Genomic DNA, 15,443 nt, shown 5'->3' with positions numbered 1-15,443 from the left:
GCGGCGGATCCTCGGACCGAAGACGCAGATCACCCCGCCCACACGCGCCGGTACAGCGCGACGATCTCGTCGGCACTGGGCTCCAGCGGGTTGTTGGCCGGGGAGCCGGAGGCGAGGGCCTGGGCCGCCATGGTGGGGAGCAGCGCCTCCCAGCGGGCCGGGTCGATCCCGTATTCCCGGGGGCCCGGCACGTCGAGGTCGTCGTTCAGCGCCTCGAGTTCCGCCACGAGCGCCGAGACCGCACTCCTGTCGTCGGTGTCGGGCTTGGCGATCCCCATGGCGCGGGCGCAGGCCGCGTAGCGATCGATGGCGGCCGGCGCCGAGAAGGCCGTGACCGCCGGCAGCAGCATCGCGTTCGAGAGCCCGTGGGCCACGTGGAAATGCGCGCCGATCGGCCGGCTCATACCATGCACCAGCGCGACGGAGGCGTTCGAGAAGGCGATGCCGGCCTGGGTGGCGCCGAGCATCATCGCCTCCCGGGCCGCCCGGTCGCCGGGATCGGTCCAGACCCGGCGCAGGTTCGGGGCGATCAGCTTCATCGCCTGCAGCGCCAGCCCGTCCGAGAACAGGTTCGACTTGCGCGACACGTAGGCCTCGATCGCGTGGGTGAGCGCGTCGATGCCGGTATCGGCGGTGAGCCGCTTGGGTTTCGAGAGCGTCAGCTCGTAATCGACCAGAGCCGCCACCGGCAGGTAGGCGAGACCGATGCACAGCATCTTCTCGTCCGAGGTCTCGTCGGTGACGATGGTGAAGCGGGTCGCCTCGGAGCCGGTGCCCGCGGTGGTCGGAATCGCCACGATCGGCAGGCCCGGCTCGTCCTGCTGGCGCGGCGCCTTGTAGTCGCGCATGTGGCCGCCGTGGCGGGCGAGCACCGCCACCGCCTTGGCGGTGTCCATCGGGCTGCCGCCGCCGAAGCCGACCACGCAGTCGAAATCACCGGCCTGGAGGGCGGCCAGCGCCGCCTCCACGGAGGCGACGGTCGGGTCCGGAACGGTCTCGGAGAAGATCGTCGCCTGCGCACCCGCAGCAGTCAGGCGCTCGAGCAGCGTGTCGGTGCGACCGCTGCCGGCGAGATAGGGGTCGGTGACCACGAAGGGGCGCGACAGGCCGAGTTGGCCGAGCACCTCCGGCAGGAGCCGCGAGGCGCCGGGGCCGACGCGCATCAGCCGGGGCAGGGCGATCGAGGCGACCATTGTCTTGCGTCTCCCACCCGGCGCCTGGGCTGGCCCGCCGGGACGACTGATCTTAGGCCCTGTGGCCGCGGGGCGAAACGGCTACCGCTGACAACCCGGGGCAAGGTAGCGGTTCGTTTCCGGCCATCAGCGGGCTGCACATCTCACTCCGTCGTTCCGGGACTGCGCAGCAGGGCCCGGAATCCAGAACCTCAGCGCATCCGGCATGGCGCCGACAGCGGTTCTGGTTTCCGGGCTCGCCTGCGGCGCCCTGGAAGGACGCCACGCGATGCTTGACCGGGGGCATCTTCGTCAGGGAGGCCATCACCTCCGGGTCAGCGATCCTTCGTAAGTGCCCGGCCCGGCGAACAGCGCGCCTGCCGCCTCGACCTCGCCGGCGATGAAGCCCGCCACCGCGCGGATATGGGCCGCCTTCCGGTGATCCTCGTGAATATGCATGTGGAACGAGCGGGTCAGGGACACCGCCTCGGGCAGCACCGGCACGAGCCCCGGATGGGCGGCCGCGATGAAGGCCGGCAGCACGCACAAGCCGGCGCCGCCGAGCGTCGCGTGGACCTGGGCCAGGAGGTTGGTGGAGCGCAGCCGCGCGGAGACCGGCGGGCCCAGGGCGCCGAGATAGTTCAGCTCGCGCGTGAACAGCATGTCCTCGATGTAGCCGACAAAGGGATGCCCCGAGAGGTCCGCGACCTCCGCGATTGGCGGCTCCCGCGAGGTAGGATTCGGCCGCGTAGACGAACAGCCGGTAATCGGTGAGCCGGCGCGCCACCACCCGCGCCTGCTGCGGGCCGGACAGGCTGATCACGATGTCGGCCTCGCGCTTCGATAGGCTGAAGATCCGGGCGGTTGCCATGATCTCCACCTCCAGGCCCGGGTGGCGGGCGGTCAGCCGGTGCATGCGGGGCGCGAGGAAGACGCTGCCGAACCCGTCCGGCGCGCCGATCCGCACCGTGCCGGAGACCGCCTGGGCCGCCTCCGTGGCGGCGCTCGCTGACAGGAACGCGCTCTCCATCGTCTCGGCAACGCCCAGCAGGTTCGCGCCGTCCTCGGTGAGCGCGTAGCCGAGGTTGCTGCGGTGGAACAGGCGGGCGCCGAGGCCCTCTTCCAGGGCCCGGATCCGACGGCCCACCGTGGTGTGCTCGGTGCCGGTGCGGGCGCCGGCGGCGCTCAGGGTCCCGGTCCGGGCCACTGCGAGGAAGAAGCGCAGGTCGTCCCAGTTGGGCCCCGCCCTGGCCATGACCGCACTCCGGCTGTGCATCGATGCACGACGGCTGTAAGCGCATCCGGCTTTATCGTTCAAGGGATCCTGTTAGGGTGCGCCAAAATCGAACGCCACATCACAGGGAGGCGCGCATGCGCACGATCGGGCATTACATCGGCGGCCGGAACGTCGGCGGCGAGAGCGGTCGGTTCGCCGACGTGTTTCACCCCTCGACCGGCGAGGTCCAGGCCAAGGTCGCGCTCGCCAGCAAGGCGGAACTCCGCGCCGCCGTGGAGAACGCCAGGGAGGCCCAGCCGGCTTGGGCGGCGACCAACCCGCAGAAGCGCGCCCGTGTGATGATGCGCTTCCTGGAGCTGATCCGCGCCGAGAACGATTCGCTGGCCGAACTCCTCGCCTCCGAGCACGGCAAGACCGTGCCGGATGCCAAGGGCGACATCCAGCGCGGCGTCGAGGTCGTGGAGTTCGCCTGCGGCATCCCGCACCTGCTCAAGGGCGAGTACACGGAAGGGGCGGGGCCGGGGATCGACGTCTACTCCCTGCGCCAGCCGCTCGGCGTCGTCGCCGGCATCACGCCGTTCAACTTCCCGGCTATGATCCCGCTGTGGAAATGCGCCCCGGCCATCGCCTGCGGCAACGCCTTCATCCTGAAGCCGTCCGAGCGCGACCCGAGCGTGCCGATCCGCATCGCCGAGATCTTCCTGGAGGCGGGGCTGCCGCCGGGGATCCTCAACGTCGTCAACGGCGACAAGGAAGCCGTGGATGCCATCCTCGACGACGAGGACATCAAGGCGGTGGGCTTCGTCGGCTCCTCGCACATCGCCGAGTACATCTACGTGCGCGCCGCCGAGACGGGCAAGCGCGCCCAGTGCTTCGGCGGCGCCAAGAACCACATGATCATCATGCCGGACGCCGATATGGGCCAGGCGGTCGACGCGCTGATCGGCGCCGGCTACGGCTCGGCCGGCGAGCGCTGCATGGCAATCTCGGTGGCCGTGCCGGTGGGCGAGAAGACCGCCGACCGGCTGATGGAGCGGCTGATCCCGCGGGTCGAGTCTTTGAAGATCGGCCCGTCGCATGACGGCTCGGCTGATTACGGGCCGCTCGTCACCGCCGAGGCGGTGGAGCGCGTGAAGAGCTACATCGACAAGGGCGTGGCCGAGGGCGCCGAGCTCGCCGTCGACGGCCGCGGCTTCAAGCTCCAGGGCTACGAGAACGGCTTCTACATGGGCGGCTCGCTGTTCGACCGCGTGACGCCCGACATGACGATCTACAAGGAGGAGATCTTCGGCCCCGTGCTCTCGGTGGTGCGGGCCAAGGATTACGAGGAGGCGCTGGCGCTGCCCTCGACCCACCAGTACGGCAACGGCGTCGCGATCTTCACCCAGGACGGCGACGCGGCCCGCGACTTCACCGCCCGGGTGAACGTCGGCATGGTCGGCGTGAACGTGCCGATCCCGGTCCCGATCGCCTATCACACCTTCGGCGGCTGGAAGCGCTCGGGCTTCGGCGATCTGAACCAGCACGGGCCGGACTCGATCCGCTTCTACACCAAGACCAAGACCGTGACGCAGCGCTGGCCGAGCGGCATCAAGAGCGGGGCGGAGTTCTCCATCCCGACGATGCGCTGACGCCGACGCTTCCTGAGCAGGCACCGCGTCATTCCGGGGCGCCGCAGGCGAGCCCGGAATCCAGAACCGCCATCGGAGCCTTGTCTTGAGGTCTCGACGGATCTGGATCCCGGGCTGCGCTTCGCGGCCCCGGGATGACGGACTTGATGCAAGAACGCCGGTGCCGCGTTCTTGCGCTCGCGGTTGATCCGCGTTCCGCGGGCGAAACCGAGCGACCCGTCTGACCTTCGGAGTACCGCCCAATGAGTTTCGGGCTCGACGAGGACCGGACCGCGATCCGCGAGATGGCCCTCGGCTTCGCGGCCGAGCACATCGCGCCGCACGCCCTCGACTGGGACCGGGACAAGACCCTCCCGGTCGAGACCCTGCGGGAAGCGGCCGCCCTCGGCATGGCGGGCATCTACGTCCGCGAGGATGTCGGCGGTTCGGGGCTCTCACGCCTCGACGCGACGCTGATCTTCGAGGCGCTCAGCACTGGCTGCCCGACCGTGGCGGCGTTCCTGTCGATCCACAACATGTGCGCCTGGATGATTGACGCCTACGGCGACGCCGATCAGCGCCAGCGCTGGCTGCCGTCGCTCATGGGCATGGAGCGGATCGCCAGCTACTGCCTGACCGAGCCGGGCTCCGGCTCCGACGCCGCGGCGCTCCGCACCCGCGCCGAGCGCGACGGCGACCATTACGTGCTCACCGGCGAGAAGCAGTTCATCTCCGGCGCCGGCGCCAGCGACCTCTACGTCTGCATGGTTCGCACCGGCGAGGCCGGGCCTTCGGGCATCTCGGCGATCGTCGCCGAGAAGGGCACGCCCGGCCTGTCCTTCGGCGCCGACGAGCGCAAGATGGGCTGGAACGCCCAGCCGACCCGCGCGGTGCGCTTCGACGGCTGCCGCGTGCCGGCGGCGAACCGCCTCGGTGCGGAGGGGCAGGGCTTCCGCATCGCCATGAGCGGCCTCGACGGCGGCCGGCTCAACATCGCGGCCTGCTCGCTGGGGGGCGCGCAGGCGGCCCTCGACAAGGCGCTGGCCTATATGGGAGACCGGCGAGCCTTCGGGGCGAAGCTCACCGACTTCCAGGCGCTGCAATTCCGGCTCGCCGACATGGCGACCAGCCTGGAGGTGTCGCGCACTTTTCTGCGCCACGCCGCCTCTGCCCTCGATGCCAAGGACCCGGCCGCGACGCAGCTCTGCGCCATGGCCAAGCGCCACGTCACCGATGCGGCCTTCGACGTGGCCAACCAGGCGCTCCAGCTGCACGGCGGCTACGGCTACCTCGCCGAGTACGGCGTGGAAAAAATCGTCCGGGACCTGCGCGTGCACCAGATCCTCGAAGGCACGAACGAGATCATGCGGGTGATCATCGCCCGCGGGCTGACCGGGGGTCGCCGATGACCGACGTGATCGCCGAGCGGGTCGGCGCCCTCGGGCGCCTGCGCCTCGACCGGCCGAAGGCCCTGAACGCCCTGACCCACGGCATGGTCCTGGCTATCGACCAGGCCCTCGACCATTTCTCCGCCGATCCCGGCATCGCCGCGGTGCTGCTCACCGGTGAGGGGGACCGTGGCCTGTGCGCGGGCGGCGATCTGCGCGGCCTGTACGACAGCCAGGGCACCGCCTTCGCCGAAGCCTTCTGGCGCGACGAGTACCGGCTCGATGCCCGGATCGCCGATTACGAGAAGCCGTTCGTGGCGGTGATGGACCGCATCACCATGGGCGGCGGCGTCGGGCTCGCCGGCCATGCCGCCCACCGCATCGTCACCGAGCGCTCCCGCGTCGCCATGCCGGAGACCGGCATCGGTTACCTGCCGGATGTCGGCGGCACGTGGCTGCTGCCCCGGGCTCCCGGCGAGATCGGCACCTATCTCGGCCTGACCGGCGAGCCGGTCGGCGCCGCCGACGCGATGTTCTGCCGGCTGGCCGACGCCCTGGTGCCGTCCGCGGGGCTGCCTGACCTGATCGACGCCCTCGTGGCGCTCGATCCGGATGCCGGGCACGAGGGCGTGCGGAACGTGATCGCCCGGTTCACTCAGGACCCCGGCCCGCCGCCGCTGGCGGCGCACCGCGCCCTGATCGACCGCTGCTTCGCCTTCGACATGGTCGACGAGATCCTGTCCGCCCTCGACGCGGACGGTTCGGACTTCGCGGCCGCGACCCGGAAGACCCTGCTGACCAAGGCGCCGTCGAGCCTCGTCCTGACGCTGTGCCTGCTGCGGCTCGGTCGCGGTGCCCCGAATCTGGAGGCCTGTCTGGAGCGCGAGTACCACGCGTCGCTGGCTCTGCTGGCGGAGGGCGATTTCCGCGAGGGGATCCGCGCCGCGGTGATCGACAAGGACAAGCACCCGCGCTGGAACCCGCCGACCCTCGACGCGGTCGATCCGGCCCGGATCGCCCGCTGGCTGGAGAAGCGGGCGGAGCCGGTTTTTTCGGACGCGCGGACGGGGGCGGTCTGAGGAGGTTTCGTTCTTCCCACCCACACCCTCATCCTGAGGTGCCGAAGCGGAACGTAGGCCTCGAAGGAGGGCTCCAGGAGCCATCGTGATCCCTGGAGCCCTCCTTCGAGGCCCGCTTCGCGGTCACCTCAGGATGAGGGCGCGGTTGGGCGACGCGAACGACAACAATCAAGGGAGAAGCAGGATGGCGCAGACCATCGGGTTCATCGGTCTCGGCAACATGGGCGGGCCCATGGCGGCCAACCTCGTGAAGGCGGGCCATACCGTACAGGGCTTCGATCTGGTGCCGGCCTCGCTGGAGGCGGCGCGCGCCGAGGGGATCGCGGTCGCGGGCTCGGCCCTCGAAGCGGCCGAAGGCGCGGAGGTCGTGATCACCATGCTGCCCGCCGGCCGGCACGTGGTCGAGGTCTGGACGCAGCTCGCCGAAGCGCTGCCCGCCGGCACGCTGCTGATCGATTCCTCCACGGTCGACGTGGAGAGCGCCCGCAGGGCCCACGCCCTCGCGGAGGCGCGGGGCTGCCTGTCGGTCGACGCGCCGGTCTCCGGCGGGACCGGCGGCGCCAGGGCCGGGACGCTGACCTTCATGGCCGGCGGCGCTGCGGCGGCGTTCTCGCGGGCCGAGCCGTTGCTCAAGGCAATGGGCAAGAACGTGTTCCATTGCGGCGATGTCGGTGCCGGGCAGGCGGCCAAGATCTGCAACAACATGATCCTCGGCATCTCGATGATCGGCGTCAGCGAGGCCTTCGCGCTCGGCGAGAAGCTCGGCCTGTCGCACCAGGCGCTCTACGACGTGGCCTCGGTCTCCTCGGGCCAGTGCTGGTCGCTGACCACCTACTGCCCGGTGCCCGGCCCGGTGCCGACCTCGCCGGCTAACAATAGCTACAAGCCGGGCTTCGCCGCCGCGCTGATGCTCAAGGACCTCCGGCTTGCGCAGGCCGCAGCGCTCGCCTCCGGCGCCGCGACACCGCTCGGCGCCGAGGCCGCGCAGATCTACGGTCTGTTCGAGAGCGCAGGCCACGGGGGAGAGGACTTTTCCGCGATCATCCGTATGCTCCGCGGGCAGGGAGGCGAGTCGTGAGCGAGGCGTACGAGACGATCCTGACGGAGACGCGCGGGCGCGTCCTGCTGATCACCCTCAACCGGCCGAAGGCGTTGAACGCCATCAACGCGCAGCTCACCCGGGAGGTGATCCGGGCGGCCACCGAGGCGGATGCCGATCCGGGCATCGGCTGCATCGTCGTCACCGGCTCGGCCAAGGCCTTCGCGGCCGGCGCCGACATCAAGGAGATGCAGCACGCCACCTACGCGGAGATGTACGCCGGCGACCGGTTCGCCGACTGGGATCGGTTCGTCGCCGTGCGCAAGCCGATCATCGCCGCCGTGGCGGGCTACGCGCTCGGCGGCGGCTGCGAGCTCGCCATGATGTGCGACATCATCCTGGCGGCCGACACGGCGCAGTTCGGCCAGCCCGAGATCAAGCTCGGGGTGATGCCGGGGATCGGCGGCAGCCAGCGGCTCACCCGCTTCGTCGGCAAGGCCAAGGCCATGGAGATGTGCCTTACCGGCCGGATGATGGACGCCGCCGAGGCGGAGCGGTCGGGCCTCGTCTCGCGGGTGATCGCCGCCGACCGACTTCTCGACGAGGCGTTGAAGGCGGCCGAGACGATCGCGTCGATGTCGCTGCCGATCGTCATGATGACCAAGGAGGCGGTCAACCGGTCCTACGAGACCACGCTGACCGAGGGCATCCGCTTCGAGCGGCGGGTGTTCCATGCCATGTTCGCCACCAAGGACCAGAAGGAGGGCATGGCCGCCTTCGTGGAGAAGCGGCCGCCGCGGTTCGAGAACACCTGAGCGGAACCCGTCTTTCTGGGGGAGGGACGTGGCCAAAGAACGAGGGGGAACGACCATGCCGAGCTTCCGGGAGGCCCGCGACTGTCTGCTGGCCCATCGCACCGATTACGCCGCCGCCGTCGCGGCCTTCGCGTGGCCGGATCCGGTGCCGTTCAACTGGGCGCTCGACTGGTTCGACGCGGTCCTCGCCGGTCCCGAGAGCCGCGACCGCGCCGCGCTCCGCATCGTCGAGGTAGGCAGCGGCGCCGAGCAGAGCTTCACCTTCGGCGAGCTCGCCGCACGCTCCAACCGCGTCGCTAACCATCTGCGGCAACTCGGCCTGAAGCGCGGCGACCACCTGCTCCTGTTGCTCGGCAACGTCCCGGCCCTCTGGGAGACCATGCTGGCGGCGATGAAGCTCGGCGCGGTGGTGATCCCGGCGACCACGCTGCTCACCGCCGACGAACTCGCCGACCGCCTCGCCCGCGGACGCCCGCGGGCGATCGTGGCCGGGCCGGAGCAGATCGCGCGGTTCGCGGGCCTCGACACCGGCGGCGCCATCCGCCTCGTCACCGGGTCCGCGACGGAGGGCTGGGCCGCCTACGACGACGCGGTCGAGGCGCCGGAGCGTTTCGCGCCGGACGCTCCGACCGGGGCCGACGACCCGCTGCTCCTCTACTTCACCTCGGGCACCACGGCGAAGCCGAAGCTCGTGCGCCACAGCCACCGCTCCTACCCGGTGGGGGCGCTCTCGACCATGTACTGGCTCGGGCTCCAGCCCGGGGACGTGCATTGCAACGTCTCCTCGCCGGGCTGGGCCAAGCACGCGTGGTCCTCGTTCTTCGCGCCCTGGAACGCCGGGGCGACGATCCTGGTGATCAACCAGGCGCCGTTCAACGCGGCCGCGCTGCTGGCGCAGCTGGAGCGCACCGGCGCCACCACGCTCTGCGCGCCGCCGACCGTCTGGCGGATGATCATCCAGGAAGACCTGACCGGGAAGCGCCTCGCCCTGCGCGAGGTCTGCGCCGCGGGCGAGCCCCTCAACCCGGAGGTGATCGAGCGGGTGAAGAACGCCTGGGGCCTCACGATCCGCGACGGCTACGGCCAGACCGAGACCACGGCGCTGATGGCCAACACGCCGGGCCAGCCGGTCGTGCCCGGTGCCCTCGGCCGGCCCCTGCCGGGCTACCGGGTCCGCGTCCTCGACATCGACGGCCAGCCGGCCTCCGAGGGGGAGGTCTGCCTCGAACTCGGGGCGCACCGGCCCGCCGGCCTGATGCAGGGCTACGACGACGGCCAGGGCAACCTGTCGGGTGCCGAGGGCGACCTCTATCGCACCGGCGACGTCGCCTTCGTGGACGACCAGGGCTGCTACACCTTCGTCGGCCGGGCCGACGACGTGTTCAAGTCCTCGGGCTACCGTATCAGCCCGTTCGAGCTGGAGAGCGTGCTGATCGAGCATCCGGCGGTGGCCGAGGCCGCTGTGGTCCCTGTCCCCGACCCGATGCGCCACACGATCCCGAAGGCCTACGTGTCCCTGGTGGTGGGCGCGACGGCCGGGCCGGAGACCGCGCTCGACATCTTCCGCTTCACCAATGCCCGGCTCGCGACCTTCAAGCGCCTGCGCGGGCTGGAATTCGTCACCGACCTGCCCAAGACCATCTCGGGCAAGATCCGTCGCGTGCAGCTGCGTCGCCTCGAGCACGACGGCGTCACCGACGATCCGCACCGGGGCAAGGCCTACACGCAGGCGGATTTTCCCGAGCTGAAGAGCGAGGCGGAGCGCAAGCTCGACCAGACCGCGGGGTGACCATTGCGGCGTGATCGCGCGGCTCGCGAAGACGGTTGCGACGTCCCCGATGCTTCAGGGACGCGGGTGACGAACGCTCAAGGTTTCCGTTTCCCGAAGCCGAAGCCACGGATTTGCCGGGCTGATCAAGCGACCCGTCGACGCTGTCCTGCGTCACCCAGCTCCGGCGGGCGAATCGATAAAATTGCGCGCATCGGCTTCAGCGCCGCGGAGGCTCTGCGGCGCAATTCTGTCCTCAACAACGGGGACGGGTTCGATGGGCGCGGGGCTTCTCAGGACGGTTCGAGGGATGCTGGTCGGTGCGGCGACGCTGCTCGGCCTTGCCGCCACCGCGCAGGCGCAGACGCTGGCAAGCCTTCCGTCCGAGGTGGGCGCCAAGATCCTCGGCGATGCCAAGCCGATCGCCGCGTGGGTGACGTTCTGCCAGTCTTACGCCGCTGAATGCGCGGTGGACCGGACGGAGCCGTCGCGGATCAGCCTGACGGCGGCGACCTGGGCGACGATCGTGTCGGTGAACCGTCGGGTGAACAAGGTGGTCGAGCCGATGACCGACCAGGACCACCTGCACGTGGCCGACCGCTGGGACCTGGCCGAGGACGGCATCGGCGATTGCGAGGACTTCCAGCTGCTCAAGCGCCACCTCCTGGCCGAGGCGGGCCTGCCGCGGCGGGCGATGCGCATGACTGTGGTGATCGACGAGAAGGGCGAGGGCCACGCGGTGCTGACGCTGGTCACCGACCGGGGCGACCTCGTCTTGGACAACAAGACCAACGCGATCCTGCCCTGGCACCGGACCGGCTACGTGTTCATCAAGCGCGAGAGCCAGGACGCCGTTTCCTGGGTGTCGCTCGGCGGCGTCACCTCCCCCGTCACAACCGCCAATCGCTGAGGAGTCTCAGGCCGCCCGGCTCAGCGACGGCTGCGTGAGGCTCGCCACGTAGGACTCGACTCGCCCGATGAAGGCCGCGAGGTGGGGGGCGACCCCCCGGAGGCTCGCAAGGTCCCGGACTAGGATGTCCCGCGACAGCACGCGATCGCCCTCGCTCGTCGCGCCGGCCAGATACGAATCGACCGCGTGCTTGGCGATATTGATCGCGCCGGCCCGACCATCCTCGGCGAGCGCTCTGATCACCTGCTGGATGGCGGGCTGCATCTCGAAATTCCTTTGTGGTTCGGCTCAGCCCAGCACCGGGCTGGCCACTTTCTTGCGATCCATTCGCGCGCAGGCCCAAACCTGCGCGTGCGGCTCTGAAAAGCCGGCAAAGCTGACGTGAATCAAGGCCTTCGGTGGTCGCGCAGACCGGCCATTCGCCCATTGCATGCGTGTGGCCTGAGTTCTGCGGATGCAACACCCGCCGAAAACGGAACCGCCCGTCGTTTGACGCGTTATCTACGCCGCTTCCGACCATTGTGCGCTGCGTGCGAGCATGTCACCTTTCCGTCATCATCGGGCGGCGGGGGCTTGGACCATGCGGCACGCGGATGGCGGGTTCTCGTGTCAGACGTTCGGCGGGCTGCGGTGGCGCGGCTGGACGGATCCGGTGCGCCGGGTGCGCCAGGTTCTGAGCTTCGCTCTGGTCGGCACAATCCTCACGATGGGCGGCGCCGCGACCCATGCCCATGCGCGCCTCGTCCTGCCCGATGAAGTCGCGGTCGCCGAGCCGACCGGACCGGTGCGTGCCATTGCGGGCTGGGCCGATTTCTGCGTGCGCACGCCCCAGGAATGCACGATCGACACCGCCGAGCCGGCCGCGATTCCCCTCACCGTCGCGGTGTGGCGGACGCTGCAGAGCGTCAACCGGCGGGTGAATGCGCGCATCCGGCCGATCACCGATCAGGCCCATTGGGGGGTCGCCGACCGCTGGGACTTCCCGGATGACGGGTTCGGGGATTGCGAGGATTACCAGCTTCTGAAGCGGCGCATGCTGGTGGAGCGCGGCCTGCCGCGGCGCGCCCTGTTGATGACCGTGGTGATCGACGAAACCAACGAGGGGCACGCGGTGCTCACCATCCGCACCGATCGCGGCGACTTCATCCTCGACAACAAGACCGACGCCATCCGCTCTTGGCGGCGCACCGGATACAGCTTCATCAAGCGGGCTGGCCAGGATGGACCGGCCTGGGTCTCCCTGGAAGGCAAGGACGGTACCGCACAGGTCGCGACCGCCGAGCCCTGACCGCGGCGACGCTCAGGCGCCGACCAGCATCGCCGCGAGATCGAGGGCGACGCGCCCCGAGAGCAGGCTCCAGCCGCAGGCGATCACCGTGGCCAGCATGACGAACGGCATCGGGCGTCTCTCGATCCGCCGGCCGCGCACGGTGTTGCGCAGGATGATGAACGGGGCCGAGAAAGCCAGCATCGGCAGGGCCGCCACAGCCGGCAGGCCGCCGCGTTCCAGCAGGCTGAAGCTCGCCCGCCGCGCCGCGAACAGCTCGAAGGCGCTGGCGATCAGGCCCGAGAGCGCGAGACCGATGCAGAGCGTCCGGATCGATTCGAGGGCGGCGGGCGTGAAGACCATTATTCGCGCTCCTGTACAGGTTGCGCGCAGTGTAGCCCCGCCATTTACCGGTTGTTAAGCACGGCCCCGCGTTAGCGTTAACCCGTGCACAGGCCACCAGGGGTGGAACCCGGAGCATTCGCTTCGAAGCGGGCGTTTCCGGTACGGAGCGCGCGATCGCCGATTGTGCTGCCGCCGGAGATCGTGCCGGCAGACCGATCGAACGCGCGGTGATTCCGGGGCGCCGGAGGCGAGCCCGGAATTCCAAGACGCTGGTGCGCCAAGATCTTGCCCTGACGGCGGTTCTGGATCCCGGGTTCCGCTGCGCGGCCCCGGGATGACGGCGCGGATGCTTCGGCGCCATGGCGACGCCCACGCCCCTAGGGGAGGCTGAGAGCCTCCGAAGCGATCCCCGGGGTAGAATCCGCGTGGGGATCGGACGGACCGGGCCTCGTGCCTCAGGCGTCTTCCTCGAGGTCGATGTCGAGGATCGCCATCCGGAACACGAAGGAATCGTCGCCATCCTCCTTGTCGTCGGCGATCACGCCGATCGACTCCTCGCCGATGAACACCTCGGCGGAATCGCCGGTCTTCATCGCGGTCAGGCGGATGTTGTTGTTCGCGAACTTGCGGCGCAGGTAGTCCTGGAGCTTCGCGGTTTCGGCTTTGGTCACGCTGTCTGATCTCCCTGGCGGCGCCGGCGCCGCTGATGGGCGGTGGGCTTGCCACGCCTGCGACGGAGCGGCAAGCGCGGCCATTCGCGCCGCGCGGCCGCCTCAGATGCCGTCGCCGAGATGGATGAACTGATCGAGGGCGACGAGCTGATCCATCGCCCGGGCCGGATCGTCGCAACCCGCGGTGCCGACCACCCGGGCCGGCACGCCGACCACCGTGGTGTTGGGCGGCACCGGGCGCAGCACCACGGAGCCGGCCGCCACCCGGGCGCAGGCCCCGACCTCGATGTTGCCGAGGATCTTGGCGCCGGCCCCGATCATCACGCCGCGGCGGATCTTCGGGTGACGGTCGCCGCGCTGCTTGCCGGTTCCACCCAGGGTCACGGCGTGGAGGATCGACACGTCATCCTCGATCACCGCGGTCGAGCCGACCACGAGCCCCGTGGCATGATCGAGGAACACGCCCCGTCCGATCCGCGCGGCCGGATGGATGTCGCACTGGAACACCTCCGAGACCCGGCTCTGGAGGTAGAGGGCGAGATCGCGCCGGCCCCGGTTCCAGACGTGATGGGCGAGCCGGTAGGCCTGGAGGGCGTGGAAGCCCTTGAAGTAGAGCACCGGTTCGAGGGCCCTGAGCGTCGCCGGATCGCGGTCGATCACCGCACCGATATCGGCGCGGAACGCCTGCCCGATGCTCGGATCGGCGGTGATCGCCTCGTGGAATGCGTGCGCGACGAGGTCGGCCGTCAGGGACGGATGGCCGAGCCGGGCGGCGACCCGGTGAGACACCGCCCCTCCAGGGTGGCGTGGTTCAGGATCGTCGCGACGATGAAGGATGCGAGCTGCGGCTCGCTGCGCAGCACGTCCTCGGCCTCGGCGCGAAGCCGCGACCAGACCGGGTCCAAGACCGCGAGATCATGGCCCGCGGGATCGTGGGATTCGCGGTTGAGGGCTGGGCTGGCGCTCATGGTCGGATGCTCATGTCCGAGACTCCGGGCTTGCTCGCCGCCGCTCTGCCGTGCAGCGCCGGGTCAGGGCAGGGTGATGGACCCCGCTCCGCAGGGTCGATGATCTGGCCCTAGCGTGGTGTGTTGCGCCGCAGTGATCAAGGGCCGCCGCGCCGGAAGGGCTGCGTCGGCGGCATGGCTGTCACCGGACCGGGCGGGAGCGGCTCAGTCCGCAGTCGGCACCGGGTGCTTGAACCGGGCCTCGATCGCCGCAGTCAGCCGGTCCAGCATCGTCTGGACCGGAATGTTGGAGGTGTCGACCGTGGCCGGCGCCCGCGCGTAGAGCGGCTCCCGGCTCGCCAGCACGGCACGCAGTTCCTGCATCGCCGAGGCATGGTCGCCCGTCGTCGCGAGATGGCCCTGCTCGCGGACGCGGCTCATGTGCTCCTCGGGCCGGGCGCGCAGCCAGATCGTGTAGAAGGCCTGGAGCAGCAGGTCGTAGGTCAGCGGCTCGGCGACGATGCCGCCGCTGGTCGCCAGGATCAGCGGCCCGGGGTGCTCGGTCAGCCGGCGCAGGGCCGCCTGCTCCAGGCGCCGGTAGCCCTCCTGGCCGTAGATCGCGAAGATCTCCTGCACCGAGAGGGCGTTCTCGCGCTCGATCTCGGCGTTCAGCTCCACGAAGGTCCAGCCGAGGCGCTCGGCCGCGAGCTTGCCGAGGGTCGACTTGCCTGCGCCGCGCAGGCCGATCAGCGCCACCCGCGGGCGATTGCTCGCCTCGGGCCGGTTGCCGCCGGACAGCGCCTCCTTGGCGGCGGCGATCTGGGCCGGGCTGGCCGGCTGAGAAGGTCGCGCACCAGAGGCCAGTCGGGCAGGGCGTCGTTGCCGGTGATCAGGTCGTCCAGGCGCACGCCCATGGCGTTCGCCACCCGCCGCAGCAGGATGATCGAGACGTTGCCCTGGCCGCCTTCCAGCTGCGCGATGTAGCGCTCGGACAGGCCCGAGGTCTGCGACAGGACCTTGCGCGACAGCCCGCGCACGGTGCGCGCGTGCCGAACGCGGCGCCCGAGGTCCGTGAGAAAGAGAGATTCCTGTTCCAACACGCCGCTCATGGCGCAGTCCGCTTTCCTGCCAGCTCGAAAGCAGAGTCCGTGCCCTGCATACCTGCCGCTTCGCGATCCACCGCTTTCCACGATCC

The 15,443-nt window shown here is 70.2% G+C and carries 12 protein-coding genes and 3 pseudogenes; 8 read left to right on the top strand and 7 right to left on the bottom strand.

The window, feature by feature from the left end; translation table 11 throughout:
• Positions 1-29 precede the first annotated feature (29 nt).
• Positions 30-1,193, bottom strand: a complete 1,164-nt coding sequence (locus M6G65_RS22825) for an iron-containing alcohol dehydrogenase (RefSeq protein WP_238197611.1) — start codon at positions 1,191-1,193, stop codon at positions 30-32.
• Between the two features lie 303 nt (positions 1,194-1,496).
• Positions 1,497-2,448 (bottom strand): annotated as a pseudogene (locus M6G65_RS22820) (LysR family transcriptional regulator).
• 95 nt (positions 2,449-2,543) lie between these two features.
• On the opposite strand from M6G65_RS22820, the gene M6G65_RS22815 reads away from it, so the two are divergent.
• From M6G65_RS22815 to M6G65_RS22785, 7 genes are all read left to right on the top strand, one after another.
• Positions 2,544-4,040, top strand: coding sequence for a CoA-acylating methylmalonate-semialdehyde dehydrogenase (locus tag M6G65_RS22815; RefSeq protein ID WP_238197609.1), 1,497 nt, complete (start codon positions 2,544-2,546; stop codon positions 4,038-4,040).
• Positions 4,041-4,282: 242 nt separating this feature from the next.
• Positions 4,283-5,428 carry an isobutyryl-CoA dehydrogenase gene (locus M6G65_RS22810; RefSeq protein WP_250102920.1) on the top strand — a complete coding sequence of 382 codons (1,146 nt, stop codon included), beginning with the start codon at positions 4,283-4,285 and terminating at the stop codon, positions 5,426-5,428.
• Positions 5,425-6,486, top strand: a complete 1,062-nt coding sequence (locus tag M6G65_RS22805; RefSeq protein WP_250102919.1) for an enoyl-CoA hydratase/isomerase family protein — start codon at positions 5,425-5,427, stop codon at positions 6,484-6,486. Before M6G65_RS22810 ends, M6G65_RS22805 begins: the two co-directional genes overlap by 4 nt.
• 184 nt (positions 6,487-6,670) lie before the next feature.
• Positions 6,671-7,564 (top strand): 3-hydroxyisobutyrate dehydrogenase, encoded by an 894-nt coding sequence (gene mmsB, locus M6G65_RS22800; protein ID WP_238197606.1) that lies wholly within the window; start codon positions 6,671-6,673, stop codon positions 7,562-7,564.
• Positions 7,561-8,340 (top strand): enoyl-CoA hydratase, encoded by a 780-nt coding sequence (locus tag M6G65_RS22795; RefSeq protein ID WP_238197605.1) that lies wholly within the window; start codon positions 7,561-7,563, stop codon positions 8,338-8,340. The genes mmsB and M6G65_RS22795 overlap by 4 nt, the downstream gene beginning before the upstream one ends.
• Before the next feature lie 55 nt (positions 8,341-8,395).
• Positions 8,396-10,129, top strand: a complete 1,734-nt coding sequence (locus tag M6G65_RS22790; RefSeq protein WP_238197604.1) for an AMP-binding protein — start codon at positions 8,396-8,398, stop codon at positions 10,127-10,129.
• A gap of 289 nt (positions 10,130-10,418) precedes the next feature.
• A complete protein-coding gene (locus M6G65_RS22785; protein ID WP_238197603.1) occupies positions 10,419-11,018 on the top strand; it encodes a transglutaminase-like cysteine peptidase in 600 nt (199 codons plus the stop codon).
• Between the two features lie 6 nt (positions 11,019-11,024).
• Here the strand turns inward: M6G65_RS22785 and M6G65_RS22780 are convergent, their stop codons facing one another.
• Positions 11,025-11,282, bottom strand: coding sequence for a hypothetical protein (locus tag M6G65_RS22780; protein ID WP_238197602.1), 258 nt, complete (start codon positions 11,280-11,282; stop codon positions 11,025-11,027).
• Positions 11,283-11,598: 316 nt separating this feature from the next.
• Between M6G65_RS22780 and M6G65_RS22775 the strand changes: the two genes are divergently transcribed.
• On the top strand, positions 11,599-12,306 hold the full coding sequence (locus M6G65_RS22775) for a transglutaminase-like cysteine peptidase (RefSeq protein WP_250102918.1): 708 nt from the start codon (positions 11,599-11,601) through the stop codon (positions 12,304-12,306).
• Positions 12,307-12,318: 12 nt separating this feature from the next.
• Here the strand turns inward: M6G65_RS22775 and M6G65_RS22770 are convergent, their stop codons facing one another.
• From M6G65_RS22770 to M6G65_RS22755, 4 genes and pseudogenes are all read right to left on the bottom strand, one after another.
• Positions 12,319-12,648 (bottom strand): DUF6949 family protein, encoded by a 330-nt coding sequence (locus M6G65_RS22770; RefSeq protein ID WP_192711736.1) that lies wholly within the window; start codon positions 12,646-12,648, stop codon positions 12,319-12,321.
• Positions 12,649-13,085: 437 nt separating this feature from the next.
• A complete protein-coding gene (locus tag M6G65_RS22765) occupies positions 13,086-13,301 on the bottom strand; it encodes a DUF3126 family protein (protein ID WP_091721446.1) in 216 nt (71 codons plus the stop codon).
• 102 nt (positions 13,302-13,403) lie between these two features.
• Positions 13,404-14,269 (bottom strand): annotated as a pseudogene (gene cysE / locus M6G65_RS22760) (serine O-acetyltransferase).
• Between the two features lie 204 nt (positions 14,270-14,473).
• Positions 14,474-15,357 (bottom strand): annotated as a pseudogene (locus M6G65_RS22755) (helix-turn-helix transcriptional regulator).
• Positions 15,358-15,443: the final 86 nt, after the last annotated feature.

The sequence above is a fragment of the Methylobacterium tardum genome (assembly GCF_023546765.1).
Lineage (GTDB): Bacteria > Pseudomonadota > Alphaproteobacteria > Rhizobiales > Beijerinckiaceae > Methylobacterium > Methylobacterium tardum.
This window is presented reverse-complemented; position numbering and strand designations above follow the sequence as displayed.

Excerpts from the sequence above, each read along its gene's own strand:
- M6G65_RS22825 (WP_238197611.1), bottom strand. The coding sequence starts at position 1,193 with ATGGTCGCCTCGATCGCCCTGCCCCGGCTGATGCGCGTCGGCCCCGGC.
- M6G65_RS22815 (WP_238197609.1), top strand. The coding sequence starts at position 2,544 with ATGCGCACGATCGGGCATTACATCGGCGGCCGGAACGTCGGCGGCGAG.
- M6G65_RS22810 (WP_250102920.1), top strand. The coding sequence starts at position 4,283 with ATGAGTTTCGGGCTCGACGAGGACCGGACCGCGATCCGCGAGATGGCC.
- M6G65_RS22805 (WP_250102919.1), top strand. The coding sequence starts at position 5,425 with ATGACCGACGTGATCGCCGAGCGGGTCGGCGCCCTCGGGCGCCTGCGC.
- mmsB (WP_238197606.1), top strand. The coding sequence starts at position 6,671 with ATGGCGCAGACCATCGGGTTCATCGGTCTCGGCAACATGGGCGGGCCC.
- M6G65_RS22790 (WP_238197604.1), top strand. The coding sequence starts at position 8,396 with ATGCCGAGCTTCCGGGAGGCCCGCGACTGTCTGCTGGCCCATCGCACC.
- M6G65_RS22785 (WP_238197603.1), top strand. The coding sequence starts at position 10,419 with ATGCTGGTCGGTGCGGCGACGCTGCTCGGCCTTGCCGCCACCGCGCAG.
- M6G65_RS22780 (WP_238197602.1), bottom strand. The coding sequence starts at position 11,282 with ATGCAGCCCGCCATCCAGCAGGTGATCAGAGCGCTCGCCGAGGATGGT.
- M6G65_RS22775 (WP_250102918.1), top strand. The coding sequence starts at position 11,599 with ATGCGGCACGCGGATGGCGGGTTCTCGTGTCAGACGTTCGGCGGGCTG.
- M6G65_RS22770 (WP_192711736.1), bottom strand. The coding sequence starts at position 12,648 with ATGGTCTTCACGCCCGCCGCCCTCGAATCGATCCGGACGCTCTGCATC.